11 protein-coding genes are annotated in these 13273 nt (G+C 67.6%); 8 read left to right on the plus strand and 3 right to left on the minus strand.

From position 1 onward, the window contains the following. Positions 1-205 precede the first annotated feature (205 nt). The 7 genes from ACR9FL_RS01930 to ACR9FL_RS01960 all read left to right on the plus strand — a co-directional run bounded on the left by ACR9FL_RS01930 (position 206) and on the right by ACR9FL_RS01960 (position 7998). Entirely contained in the window at positions 206-1240 is a 1035-nt protein-coding gene (locus ACR9FL_RS01930; protein WP_436356888.1) for a LacI family DNA-binding transcriptional regulator, read from the plus strand. Between the two features lie 92 nt (positions 1241-1332). Then, on the plus strand, positions 1333-2472 hold the full coding sequence (locus tag ACR9FL_RS01935) for a fumarylacetoacetate hydrolase family protein (RefSeq protein ID WP_436358106.1): 1140 nt from the start codon (positions 1333-1335) through the stop codon (positions 2470-2472). After that, on the plus strand, positions 2469-3227 hold the full coding sequence (locus ACR9FL_RS01940; RefSeq protein WP_436356889.1) for an SDR family NAD(P)-dependent oxidoreductase: 759 nt from the start codon (positions 2469-2471) through the stop codon (positions 3225-3227). Before ACR9FL_RS01935 ends, ACR9FL_RS01940 begins: the two co-directional genes overlap by 4 nt. 73 nt (positions 3228-3300) lie before the next feature. After that, positions 3301-4731 (plus strand): sugar porter family MFS transporter, encoded by a 1431-nt coding sequence (locus ACR9FL_RS01945; RefSeq protein WP_296173076.1) that lies wholly within the window; start codon positions 3301-3303, stop codon positions 4729-4731. 83 nt (positions 4732-4814) lie between these two features. Continuing rightward, positions 4815-6257 carry an aldehyde dehydrogenase family protein gene (locus tag ACR9FL_RS01950; protein WP_436356890.1) on the plus strand — a complete coding sequence of 481 codons (1443 nt, stop codon included), beginning with the start codon at positions 4815-4817 and terminating at the stop codon, positions 6255-6257. A 5-nt stretch (positions 6258-6262) separates the two neighbouring features. Further along, the gene (locus tag ACR9FL_RS01955; RefSeq protein ID WP_436356891.1) at positions 6263-7132 is read left to right on the plus strand and encodes an SMP-30/gluconolactonase/LRE family protein; all 870 of its coding nucleotides are present in this window, start codon (positions 6263-6265) and stop codon (positions 7130-7132) included. Beyond that, a complete protein-coding gene (locus tag ACR9FL_RS01960; RefSeq protein WP_436356892.1) occupies positions 7129-7998 on the plus strand; it encodes an aldose 1-epimerase in 870 nt (289 codons plus the stop codon). Before ACR9FL_RS01955 ends, ACR9FL_RS01960 begins: the two co-directional genes overlap by 4 nt. A gap of 33 nt (positions 7999-8031) precedes the next feature. Here ACR9FL_RS01960 and ACR9FL_RS01965 read toward each other — a convergent pair whose 3' ends face one another. The 3 genes from ACR9FL_RS01965 to ACR9FL_RS01975 form a co-directional block, all read right to left on the minus strand. After that, on the minus strand, positions 8032-9828 hold the full coding sequence (locus tag ACR9FL_RS01965) for an IlvD/Edd family dehydratase (protein WP_436356893.1): 1797 nt from the start codon (positions 9826-9828) through the stop codon (positions 8032-8034). Continuing rightward, positions 9828-10577: an SDR family NAD(P)-dependent oxidoreductase gene (locus ACR9FL_RS01970; protein WP_436356894.1), complete on the minus strand. Its 750-nt coding sequence runs from the start codon at positions 10575-10577 to the stop codon at positions 9828-9830. The genes ACR9FL_RS01965 and ACR9FL_RS01970 overlap by 1 nt, the downstream gene beginning before the upstream one ends. A gap of 139 nt (positions 10578-10716) precedes the next feature. Continuing rightward, a complete protein-coding gene (locus tag ACR9FL_RS01975) occupies positions 10717-11490 on the minus strand; it encodes an IclR family transcriptional regulator (protein WP_436356895.1) in 774 nt (257 codons plus the stop codon). Positions 11491-11659: 169 nt separating this feature from the next. On the opposite strand from ACR9FL_RS01975, the gene ACR9FL_RS01980 reads away from it, so the two are divergent. Next, positions 11660-13234: a sodium/sugar symporter gene (locus ACR9FL_RS01980; protein WP_296175169.1), complete on the plus strand. Its 1575-nt coding sequence runs from the start codon at positions 11660-11662 to the stop codon at positions 13232-13234. Positions 13235-13273: the final 39 nt, after the last annotated feature.

Genomic DNA, 13273 nt, shown 5'->3' on the forward strand with positions numbered 1-13273 from the left:
TGGTGTCGATTTTTATCAATGCTCTCAGGAGCTTATCGGCGCGGATAGGGCGGTTTCAGCTACCTCTACTGGGACATCGAGCTGGAGCCCTAGGGTTTGTGGAGGTCGGCGGTTTGGCGGGCAGGCGACGCCCGACCTTTTGCGGATCGGCGGACACTTGCTATTCGTGCCGGGCGAGCGCTGTGGAAGCGCGGGAGGCGCGCTCATGTCCGGCAGTAAACCCGCCGTCGCCAGGATCGATGACGTCGCACGCATGGCGGGCGTATCGCCCATGACCGTGTCGCGGGTGATGAACAACGCCTCGGGCGTCCGGGCCAGCACGCGTGAGGCGGTGCTGAAGGCCGTGGCGGCTCTGGACTATACGCCCAATGCGGCGGCGCGGAGTCTGGCCAGCGCGGGGGCGGGTCGGGTGGGGCTGCTCTATTCCAACCCCAGCGCGGGCTATCTGACCGAGTTTCTGCTGGGGGCGCTGGAGGGCGCGCACAAGGCCGGGGCGCAACTTCTGATCGAGAAGTGCGATGTCGATCCGGACAGCGAACGCAAGGCGATCGGGCGGCTGGCGGCCTCTGGGGTCAAGGGCGTCCTGCTGCCGCCTCCGCATGGAGAATCATGGGCGGTGCTGGATGAGGTCCAGGCGCACGGACTGGAAGCGGTGGCGGTCGCGGCGGGACGTTTTCGTTCGGACGCCGCCAGCGTCCGTATCGACGACATGGCGGCTGCGGCGGAGATGACGCGCTATCTTCTGGATCTGGGTCATCGTCGCATCGGCTTCATCAAGGGCGCTCCCAATCAGACGGCCAGCGCCGAGCGTCTTATCGGATTCGAGACCGAGATGCGTGCCGCCACGCCCGCCGCGGAGGGGCTGATCGAGGCCGGTGATTTCACCTATCGCTCGGGGTTCGAGGCGGCGGAGCGGCTGCTTTCAGCGGCGACCCCGCCCAGCGCCATCTTCGCCAGCAATGATGAGATGGCGGCCGCCGCCATCGCGGCCGCCCATCGGCGCGGCCTGAACATTCCGTCGGAACTGACGATCGTGGGCTTCGACGACACCCAGATCGCCACGACCCTGTGGCCCGCGCTGACAACGATCCGCCAGCCTATCGCCGACATGGCCGAGGCCGCCGTGGCGGCGCTGGGCGGGCTTCAACTGGACGATGAAGCGGGAGCGAGCGGGGAGCGTCTGATGGAGCATCTCCTGGTGGTGCGTGAATCGAGTGGGCCTCCCTCAGGCGCAGTTTAAGTTCACCTGTAAAAATACTTGACGGACGATCGATCCTCGGTTGATGTTAGCGCTAACACGACGTCAGATCGTGTGGGAGACACACCTTGGACATGACCGCCATCCTGCCGCGCGACTGGCGTGCGGCTGTCCTTCTGGGCCGGATCGAGACCGCCGACGGACCGACGCCTGTGCTGTTGCGGGGCGGTCGGCTGATTGATGTTTCCGCCTATGCGCCCACCTCGGCGCAGGCCTTGGCGCGGCCTGATCTGGCCGCCGCCGCAGGGCGCGATCTGGGCGCGGTCGAGGATCTGACGGTGGCGACGGCCTGGGGCGACGAGGGGCTGACCCTGCTGTCGCCGCTGGATCTGCAATGCATCAAGGCCTCGGGCGTGACCTTCGCGGTCTCGGCGTTGGAGCGGGTGATCGAGGAGCGGGCGCGCGGCGACGCCGCCGCCGCCGCCGCCATTCGTCAGGGGCTGCTGGATCGGATCGGCGGGGACCTGAAGGACCTGCGTCCCGGCTCGACCCAGGCCGAGGCCGTCAAGGCGCAGTTGATCGCCGACGGCCTGTGGTCGCAGTATCTGGAGGTCGCCATCGGCCCCTATGCCGAGATCTTCACCAAGGCGCCGGTCCTGGCCTCGGTCGGCGCGGGCGCGGCGGTCGGGGTGCGGGCGGACTCCGACTGGAACAACCCCGAGCCTGAGGTGGTGATCGTCTGCGATCCCGCCGGGCGGCCGGTCGGCGCGAGCCTGGGCAATGACGTCAACCTGCGTGACATCGAAGGGCGCTCGGCCCTGCTGCTGGGCAAGGCCAAGGACAACAACGCCTCGGCGGCGATCGGCCCCTTTATCCGCCTGTTCGACGAGGGCTTCAGCATGGACGACGTGCGCGCCGCAACGGTGCGGCTGGAGGTCGAGGGGCGGGACGGCTTCGTCATGACGGGCGAAAGCTCGATGCGGCTGATCAGCCGCGATCCCGAGGACCTGGCGGCCCAGACCCTGAGCGCCCACCAGTACCCCGACGGTTTCGCCCTCTATCTCGGCACCATGTTCGCGCCCGTCGAGGATCGTGGCGAGGCGGGCAAGGGCTTCACGCACAAGGTCGGCGACCGGGTGCGGGTGTCGTCCGACAAGCTGGGCGTCCTCGAAAACATCGTCGCGACCTGCGATCAGGCGCCGCCCTGGACCATAGGCGTCGGCGCCCTGATGCGGAACCTGGCCGGGCGCGGTCTGCTGGGCGGTGCGGCATGAGCGGCGCGGTCTATCCCTCGCTGAAGGGGCGTCTGGTGGTCGTCACCGGCGGCGGCTCGGGCATCGGGGCGGGCGTGGTCGAGGCCTTCGCCCGACAGGGCGCGCGGGTGGTCTTCTTCGACATCGCCGAGGCGGACGCCAGGGCTCTGGAGGCGTCGCTGGCGCAGTTGGACCCGACGCCGGTCTTCCAGGTCTGCGACCTGACGCAGGTTGAGGCCCTGCAGGCGGCCCTGGGCGAGGTCATCGCCCGCTTCGGCCCGATCGACGTCCTGATCAACAACGCCGCCAGCGACGACCGCCACGCCCTGGCCGAGGTTACGCCCGCCTATTGGGACGATCGGATCGCGGTCAATCTGCGCCACCTCTATTTTGCGGCTCAGACGGCGGCGCCGGCCATGCGTGAGCAGGGCCGGGGGGTGATCCTGAATCTGGGCTCGATCAGCTGGCATCTGGGCCTGCCAGACCTGTCGATCTACGAGACGGCCAAGGCGGGCATCGAAGGCATGACGCGGGCCCTGGCGCGCGAACTGGGCGCCGACGGGGTGCGGGTCGCCTGCATCGTGCCGGGCAATGTCAAAACCCCGCGCCAGATGAAGTGGTACACGCCCGAGGGCGAGGCCGAGATCGTCGCCGCCCAGTGCCTGAAGGGCCGCATCGAGCCGCGCGACGTGGCGGCTCTGGCCCTGTTCCTGGCCTCCGACGACGCGCGCTTCATCACCGGGCACGCGTATTTCGTGGACGCGGGCTGGCGCTGACGCAAATCTGATTTCATCACCGCCCGCGATCAACGACGGGCGGTCAACACCAAGGACCTGGGGAGGGACGAACATGGCGGGACCGACAGGGGCTTCAGGCCCGGACATCGCGGGGAGCGATCGCGTCAACATGGCCTTCATCGCCCTGATCGTGGCGGTCGCCACCATCGGCGGCTTCATGTTCGGCTATGATTCCGGCGTCATCAACGGCACCCAGGACGGGCTGGAGGCGGCCTTCAACCTGTCGGCCCTGGGCACGGGGTTCAACGTCGGCGCCATCCTGCTGGGCTGCGCCTTCGGGGCCTTCGCGGCGGGACGATTGGCGGACGCCATCGGTCGCCGCACGGTGATGCAGATCGCCGCCGTCATGTTCATCATTTCGGCCGTCTGGGCCGGAGCGGCCGACACCTCGGCCCACTTCATCATCGCTCGCTTCATCGGCGGCCTGGGGGTCGGCGCGGCCTCGGTCCTGTCGCCGGCCTATATTTCCGAAGTGACCCCGGCCTCGATCCGGGGGCGGCTGTCGTCGGTGCAGCAGATCATGATCATCACCGGCCTGACCGGGGCCTTTGTCGCCAACTACGCCCTGGCCAAGACGGCGGGCGGTTCGACGGCGGAGTTCTGGCTGGGCTATCCGGCCTGGCGCTGGATGTTCTGGCTGCAGGTCGTGCCCGCCGGGGTCTATTTCCTGGCCCTGCTGGCCATTCCCGAGAGCCCGCGCTTCCTGGTGGTCAAGAAGAAGGACGTCCAGGCCGAGGCCGTGCTGTCCAAGCTGTTCGGCCACGGGGCGGGCGCCCGCAAGGTCGCCGAAATCCGCGCCTCGCTGGCGGCGGACCACAAGCCGCGCTTCGCCGACCTGTTGGACCCGGCCACGCGCAAGGTGCGCCCCATCGTCTGGGCCGGTCTGATTCTGGCCGTCTTCCAGCAACTGGTCGGCATCAACATCGTCTTCTACTACGGCGCGGTGCTGTGGCAGTCGGTCGGCTTTTCCGAGAATGACGCCCTGCAGATCAACATCCTGTCCGGCGTCCTGTCGATCGCGGCCTGCCTCGGCGCCGTGGCGGTGATCGACAAGATCGGCCGCAAGCCCCTGCTGCTGATCGGCTCGGCGGGCATGTTCGTGACGCTCGGTGTTCTGGCCTGGTGCTTCTCGCGCGCCGTCATGGTCGACGGTTCTCTGCATCTGGACGATCAGACGGGTCTGACCGCGCTGATTTCGGCCAACGCCTATGTGGTCTTCTTCAACCTCAGCTGGGGCCCGGTGATGTGGGTCATGCTGGGCGAGATGTTCCCCAACCAGATGCGCGGCTCGGCCCTGGCCGTGGCCGGCTTCGCCCAGTGGATCGCCAACTTCGCCATCTCGGTCAGCTTTCCGTGGATGGCGGCGTCGCTGGGCCTGGTCGTGACCTATGGCTTCTATGCGGTCAGCGCCCTGATCTCCTTCTTCCTGGTCCAGGCCTGGGTGAAGGAAACGCGGGGTCGTGAACTGGAAGACATGGGCTGACGACGGCTCGTTCTGCTACTGACCTCCCCGAAGGCGGGGCGGCGCTCCCCCGCCGCCCCGCTGCTTTCTGAAAGGACTTTCCCATGACGGACACGCTTGAGCTTTCGCACTGGATCGGCGGCGAGAAGGTAGGCGGGGATCTGTCGGGCGAGAGCCTGAACCCGTCCGACGTTCGCGAGGTCGTGGCCCGCACGCCCAAGGGGGGGGCGGCCGAGGTGGATCAGGCGGTGCAGGCGGCGCGGGCCGCCTTTCCCGGCTGGGCCGACGCCTCGCCGGAGGTGCGTTTCGACGTGCTGGACCGGGCCGGGTCGCTGCTGATGGAGCGCGCACCGCAGATCGGCCGCCTGCTGTCGCGTGAAGAGGGCAAGACCCTGCCCGAGGGCATGGGCGAGACGATGCGCGCCGCCCGCATCCTGAAATATTTCGCCGGCGAGGCCCTGCGGGTCCACGGCCAGAACCTGACCTCGACGCGTCCGGGCGTCGAGATCCAGACCTATCGCCAGCCGGTCGGGGTGTTCGGCCTGATCACGCCGTGGAACTTCCCCATCGCCATTCCGGCGTGGAAGATCGCCCCGGCCATCGCCTTCGGCAACACCGTCGTCATCAAGCCCGCCGGGCCGACCCCGGCCACGGCCGAGGCCCTGATCGCCATCCTGCATGAGGCGGGCCTGCCCAAGGGCGTGGTCAACATGGTCATCGGCGACGGCGATGTCGGCCGCGCGATCGTCGCCCACCCCGGCGTGGACGGCATCAGCTTCACCGGCTCGCAGGGCGTGGGCGCCGGTGTGGCCGAGGGCGCGATGAAGCGCCAGGCGCGGGTGCAGCTGGAGATGGGCGGCAAGAACCCGCTGATCGTGCTGGACGACGCCGATCTGGAGCGGGCGGTGGCCATCGCCCTGGACGGCAGCTTCTTCGCCACGGGCCAACGCTGCACCGCCTCCAGCCGCCTGATCGTGCAGGACGGCGTCCACGACCGCTTCGTCGCCCTGCTGGCCGAGAAGGTGGCGAGCTTGCGCGTCGGCGACGCCCTCGATCCCCAGACCCAGATGGGCCCGGCGGTGACCGAGGCTCAGCGCGACGTCTCCTACAGCTATATCGACATCGCCAGGGACGGCGGCGGACGCGTGGTCACGGGCGGCGAGCGGCTGACGCTCGACAAGCCCGGCTGGTACGTCCAGCCGACCCTGATCGCCGACACCCTGCCGGACGCGCGCATCAACACCGAGGAGGTCTTTGGCCCCGTCGCCTCGACCATCCGCGTGGCCAGCTATGAAGAGGCCCTGGCCGTCGCCAACGGCGTCGAGTTCGGCCTGTCGGCGGGCATCGTCACCCAGTCGCTGAAACACGCCCGCGACTTCCAGAGGAACGCCAAGGCGGGCATGACCATGGTCAACCTGGCGACGGCGGGCGTCGACTATCACGTGCCGTTCGGCGGCACGAAGAAGTCCTCCTACGGCCCCCGCGAACAGGGCTTCGCCGCCGTCGAATTCTACACCCAGATCAAGACCAGCTACTCGGCGGGCTGACGGACATGACCACGCCGACCCTCGTCTGGGACGTCCAGGCCGAACTGGGCGAGGGGCCGGTGTGGGACGCCGACCGCGCCTGTCTGTGGTTCGTCGACATCAAGGGGCGACGGCTGCATCGCTATACGCCCGCGACCGGCGACCCCACGACGGGCGACCGGGCGTCATGGGCGGCGCCGGATCAGATTGGCTTCGCCCTTCCGGCGGACGATGGTTCGCTGATCTGCGGCATACGCGGCGGTCTCTATCGCTTTGATGTGGAGCAGGGCGACTTCTCCCTGTTCCAGCCGGTCGAGGCGGACCGTCCGCAGAACCGGCTCAACGACGGCTTCGTGTCGCCGGACGGCGCCCTGTGGTTCGGCTCGATGGACGACAGCGAAGAAGGCCGGACGGGCGCCCTCTATCGCTGGTTCAAGGGTGACCTGACGCGGCATGACGACGGCTATGGCGTCACCAACGGTCCCTGCCTCAGCCCCGACGGCGCGACCCTCTATCACCACGACACGCTGGAGAAGACGGTTCTGGCCTTTGATCATGAGGCGGGCGTGCTGTCGAACCGGCGGGTCTTCGCGACGACCGAGGACGGCTATTGCGACGGGCCGAGCATGGACGCCGAGGGCGTGCTGCACGTCGGTCTATTCAACGGCTGGGGCGTGGCGCGGTTTTCACCGGAAGGCGAGCGGTTGGGCACGATCGGCTTTCCGGTCCAGACGGTGACCAAGGCGGCCTTTGGCGGGGCGGACGGCCGCGACCTCTATTGCACCACGGCCTGGCTGGGCAACGCCGACAAGCGCGAGGCGCAGCCGACGCTGGGCGGTCTCTATCACGTGCGGGTCGAGACGCCGGGCCTGTCGCAACACAAGATTGCGCTGTGAGCCCTTCTGCGATCCGACTGACGGCGGGCGATTGGGTCTGCGATCTTCGGCCTGAGCTGGGCGGCGCGATCACGAGCCTCAGCCTTGCGGGGCGGCCTGTCCTGCGTCCGACGCCCGAGGCGGCGACCATCCTGGAGACGGCCTGCTTTCCCCTGGTCCCCTACGCCAACCGCATCGCCGACGCCCGGTTCGCGTTTCAGGGGCGTGCGGCGTCATTGCCGGTGCTGGACCAGTTCGCGCCGCACGCCCTGCATGGCGACGGCTGGCTTAACTCCTGGGGCGTGACGGCCGAGGGCGAGGACCATGTGACCATGCGGCTGGACTGGGCAGGGGATGTCGAAGGCTGGCCCTGGTCATGGTCGGCGCAGCAGGCCGTGCGCCTGAGCGAGGCGGGGCTGCACATCGAGTTGACGGTGACCAATACGGATCGGACGGCCCAGCCGATGGGCCTGGGGCTGCATCCCTATTTCATGCGAGCTGACAATGCGCGGCTGAGACTGGCGGCGACCGGGGTCTGGCTGACGGACGAACGTGAAATCCCGCATCGCCTGGCGATGCCTGAGGACCTCATCGACTGGAGCGAGGGCGTGGCCTTGGCCGAAGCGCCCTTCGTCGACCACGCCTATGCCGGCTGGACCGGGCCGGCGCGGCTGGAGGGGGGCGGGCGCACGGTGCTGATTGATGCGAGCTCGAACGCGGGCTGGGCCCAGATCTACGCCCCGCGCGGTGAGTCCTTCGTCTGTATCGAGCCGGTGACGCATCGCCCGGACGCCATCCACGCGCCGTTCGACGAGGCGACGGGCCTGGTCGTTCTGGAGCCGGGCCAGTCCCTGACGATGTCGATGACGGTCGCCGTCGAGGGCTGAGCGCCGCCCGCAGGGATGCGGACGGCGCGCCTGTCAGTGATTGTCGCGGGGCAGGCCCAAGGTGTCGACGATGCGGTGATATTTGACCGCCGGCTCCAGCACGGCGCCCGTTTCAAGCTCTCCGACCATCGAGCGCTGGAACTCCTGCCAGGGGGTCTGCGACGCGGGGTATTGGTAGCCGCCCGCCGCCTCGAAGGCGGCGCGCCGTTCGGCCATTTCCGCGTCGTCGATCAGGACGTCCACGCGGCGGCTGTTGAGGTCGATCCGCATCCGGTCGCCGGTCTGCAGCAGGGCGATGTTTCCGCCCGTCGCCGCCTCGGGCGAGGCGTTCAGGATCGAGGGGCTGCCCGAGGTGCCTGACTGGCGACCGTCGCCGATACAGGGCAGGGCGTGGACCCCTTGTTTGATCAGGTAGGCGGGTGGCCGCATGTTGACGACCTCGGCCGCGCCAGGGTGGCCGACGGGACCCGCGCCCCGCATCACCAGGATGCTGTCGGGGGTGATCGCCTCCGCCGGATCGTCGATGCGCCGGTGGTAGTCCTCAGGCCCGTCGAAGACGACGACGTCGCCGGTGAAGGCGTCGGGGCTGGCCGGATCGGACAGGTAGCGGTCGCGGAACTCGGCGCTGATGACGCTGGTCTTCATGATGGCGCGGTCGAAGACATTGCCCGACAGGACCAGGAAGCCCGCATCGTTCACCAGAGCCGTATCAAAGTCGCGGATGACGTCGGGCAGGACCACGCTTGCCCCTCGGCAGTTGTCGCCGATGGACCGGCCGTTGACGGTCAGGGCGTCCTCGTGGATCTGGCCGCGCCGCATCAACTCGGCGACTACGGCGGGGACGCCGCCGGCCTGATGGAAGTCCTCGCCCAGATAGGTCCCGGCGGGCTGCAGGTTGACCAGCAGGGGCGTCCGGTGCCCGACCTCTTCCCAGGTCTGCAGCGGCAGGTCGACGCCCGCGTGGCGCGCCAGGGCCGTTAGATGGATGGGGGCGTTGGTCGAGCCGCCGATGGCCGAGTTGACGACGATGGCGTTTTCGAACGCCTCGCGGGTCAGGATGTCCGACGGCTTCAGGTCCTCGCGGACCATGTCGACGATGCGCTTGCCGGTCAGATAGGCGACCTGGGGCCGCTCGCGATAGGGGGCGGGGATGGCGGCCGAACCGGGCAGGGACATGCCCAGGGCCTCGGCCAGCGAGTTCATCGTGGTCGCCGTGCCCATGGTGTTGCAGTAGCCGACCGAGGGCGCCGAGGTGGCCACCAGGTCAATGAATTCCTCATAGCCGATTTCGCCTGCGGCCATCATCTCGCGGGCCTTCCAGATGATGGTGCCGGAGCCGACGCGCTCGCCCTTGTGCCAGCCGTTCAGCATGGGGCCGACCGACAGGGCGATGGCGGGAATGTCCACGGTCGCCGCCGCCATCAGGCAGGCGGGCGTGGTCTTGTCGCAGCCGATGGTCAGGACCACCCCGTCCAGCGGATAGCCGTAGAGCAACTCGACCAGACCCATGTAGGCCAGGTTGCGATCCAGGCCGGCGGTCGGGCGCTTGCCGGTCTCCTGGATGGGGTGGACCGGGAATTCCAGGGCCACGCCGCCCGCCTCACGGATGCCCTCGCGCACCCGCTTGGCCAGTTCGATGTGGTGGCGGTTGCAGGGGCTGAGGTCCGACCCCGTCTGGGCGATGCCGATGATCGGCTTGCCCGAGCGCAGTTCCTCCAGGGTCAGCCCGTAGTTCAGATACCGCTCCAGATAGAGGGCGGTCATGTCGGGGTTCGACGGATTGTCGAACCAGGCGCGGCTGCGCAGGCGTTTGTCGGATTGGTCGCTCATCAGTTCCAGCCGCCGTCGACGATGTGGTGTTGATTGGTGATGGCCCCGGCTTCGTCGGAGCTCATGAAGACGACGACGCGGGCGATGTCGTCGGGGACCAGGCGGCGCTTCAGGCACTGGTTTTCGTAGATGCTCTGCTCGGTCTCCGGCGTGACCCACAGCTCCAACTGGCGCTCGGTCATGATCCAGCCGGGGGCGATGGCGTTCACGCGGACGCCGAACGCGCCGAAGTCGCGCGCCAGGGAGCGGGTCAGGCCCAGGACCGCCGACTTGGACGCCGTATAGGCCGCCATCCCGCCCTGTCCGATGACCCACGAACAGGAGCCGAGGTTGACGATGGCCCCCTTGCCGGTCGCCTTCATGTCGGGAAGGACGGCCTGGGCGGCGAAGAACTGGTGCTTCAGATTCACCGCCATGCGGTTGTCCCAGTAGGCCTCGGTCACTGACAGGGTGTCGTGCCGTTCGTCATGGGCGGCGTTGTTGATCAGCACGTCGATGGGACCGAACCGATCGCGAACCGACTGGATGGCGGATTGAAGCGCCGGGATGTCGGTCACGTCGCACGGGAAGAACAGGGCGCTGTCGCCGAGGGCGGTTTGCAGCGCCTGTCCGCGCGTCTGGTCGATGTCGAGGACGCCGACGCGGGCGCCCTGGGCCGCGAAGGCGCGGCTGATGGATTCGCCTATGCCGCCGGCGCCGCCGGTGACGACGACGACCTTGCCGGCAAGGTCAGGATAGATGGCGGCCATGCGTTTCCCTGCATCATGGCGGGCCGACGCCCGCATCGATCTCTAGGGACCGATCTTTCACTGTTGAAAGCAATCTTGCAGACGAAAATGATATGACGGGTGGCGCAAGTCAACGCGCCGCATGGGCCGCGCTCGATTTTCAGGGTTGGGCCACCGCCGACATGTCTTCCGAGATGGAGGCGGCGGCGGCGCGAAGATGCTCCAGCGCCGTGTCGATGTCGCAGACGGGCGGGGTCCGCTGGATGTAGGGGGTGATCAGGGTGGCGATGATGCTGTCGGCCCCCATGATCGGGGCGACCAGATCGGTCACGCCGGCCACGAAGTCGCTCTCGCGTCGGACATAGCCCTGGGCGCCGGCCGCCTCGGCGGCGGTGATGTAGCGGGCGACCCGATCGACGCCGTATTGCGGTTCGAGACGCGCCTTCAGATCCGCCTGGGCGGCTTCGGACGCCCGGCCGTAGAACATCAGGCCCGAACTGGCGTCGATGATGTTGCGACGGTAGCCCAGCCGGACCGAGTAGCCGAGGTCGCCGGGGCCTTCGATCCGGGCGATCACGACGATCTGGTCGTCGGTCGGCACGACCAGGTGGCAGGACTGGACGGTCGCGGTGGCCAGGGCGCGCATGACGGGCAGGGCCGCTTCGACCAGGGACTTCACCGGCGCCTGGGCCATGCCCAGGGTGAACAGGCGGTTGGTCAGGCGATAACCGTCGGTCGTGGCCTCGATGTATCGACGGAACTCCAGCACCTGGATCATGCGGAACAGTTCGCTGACCGAACGGCCCAGGACGACCGACATCTGCGACGGGGTCATCGGCTCGCCGTGCGTGGACAGCAGTTCCAGCACGTCCAGGCCCTTTTCCAGGGCCGGCGCGCGGTATTTGCGGTCTTCGGTTTCGTCCTGAAGCGTCATTGTTTGGTGTCCTGCGCGGCGGTCCGGGCCGTTCCTTCGTGCGGCGCTCGGGACGCCGCAAATCCACTCTTAAAATACGTAGCCAGATATGAAAACTATTGGACGATCATAAACCGCTCGCCTAAGCCTTGGTCAAAGCCCGTGGAGGGGCAGGGGGAGGGAGCGCTTCATGTCGCTTGCGACGGTCGATCTGGTCATTCTGGCGATCTATGGAATCGCCATCTTCGGTCTGGCCCAGTGGGTCTCTCGAGACAAGGGCGGGGGACGCAAGACCTCCACCGACTATTTCATGGCGTCCAAGAGCCTGCCGTGGTGGGCCATCGGCGCCTCGCTGATCGCCGCCAATATTTCGGCCGAGCAGATCATCGGCATGAGCGGGTCGGGCTATGTGATCGGTCTGGGCATCGCCTCCTATGAGTGGATGGCGGCGCTGACCCTGCTGATCGTGGGCAAGTTCTTCCTGCCCATCTTCCTGCGCAACGACATCGTCACCATGCCGCAGTTCCTGCAGCAAAGGTATGGGCCGACGATCCGCAACGTCATGGCGGTCTTCTGGCTGCTGCTCTACGTCTTCGTCAATGTGACCTCCATCCTGTGGCTGGGGTCGATCGCGGTGAATACGGTCACGGGCTTCAATCAGGACTACGCGATCGTCGCCATCGGCGTCTTCGCCCTGGCCTATCAGTTGTGGGGCGGGCTGAAGGCGGTCGCGCTGACGGACATTGTCCAGGTGGCGCTGCTGGTCTGCGGCGGCCTGATCATCGGCTTCATCGCCCTGTCGACCATCGGCGGCGACGGCGGGGCCGTGGCCGGCTTCCAGACCCTGCTGACCCAGTTCCCCGAGAAGTTCGACATGATCCTGTCGAAGGACAATCCTCACTATCAGGAACTGCCGGGCATCGCCGTCCTGCTGGGCGGGCTGTGGGTGATGAACATCAGCTACTGGGGCTTCAACCAATACATCATCCAGCGCGCCCTGGCGGCCAGGTCGGTCGCCGAGGCCCAGAAGGGCATCGCCTTCGCCGCCTATTTGAAGCTGCTGATGCCGGTCATCGTGGTCCTGCCGGGCATGGCGGCTCTGGTTCTGGCGCCGAACCTGACCGCGCCGGATCAGGCCTATCCGACGATGATGAACCTGCTGCCGGTCGGTCTGAAGGGGCTGGTCTTCGCCGCCCTGATCGCGGCCATCATCGCCTCGCTGGCGTCCAAGGTGAACTCGATCTCGACCATCTTCACCCTGGATCTCTACGCCAAGGTGAGGCCCGGTGCGTCCGAGACCCATCTGGTGGCCGTGGGGCGTCTGGCCGCGGTGGGCGCCGTGATCATCGGCATCCTGACGGCGCGACCCCTGCTGGGCGGCTTCAGCCAGGCCTTCCAGTTCATTCAAGATTTCACCGGCTTCTTCACCCCGTCGATCGTGGTCATCTTCATCCTGGGCCTGTTCTGGAAGCGGGCGTCGGAGGCCGGGGCTCTGACCGCGGCCGTGGGCGGCGTCGCCCTGTCGGGTCTGCTGTGGCAACTGGATCGGATGGATCTGTTCACCCTGCCGTTCATGAACCGGGTGGGGCTGGTCTTCGTCGTCGCCCTGATCGCGGCGGTGGTGGTGTCGCTGCTGGTTCCGCCCAAGCCCGGCACGTTGAAGATCAGACTGGACGGCGTCAGCTACAGGACATCCCTGGGCTTCAATATCGCCGCCGTCGGCGTGATCATCGTCCTGATCGCGGTCTATTCGATCTGGTGGTGATCTCGGCCCGGGCCTGAGGGCGGAGGCTAGGGGCGTCGC

The organism is Brevundimonas sp. CEF1 (assembly GCF_051353055.1).
Lineage (GTDB): Bacteria > Pseudomonadota > Alphaproteobacteria > Caulobacterales > Caulobacteraceae > Brevundimonas.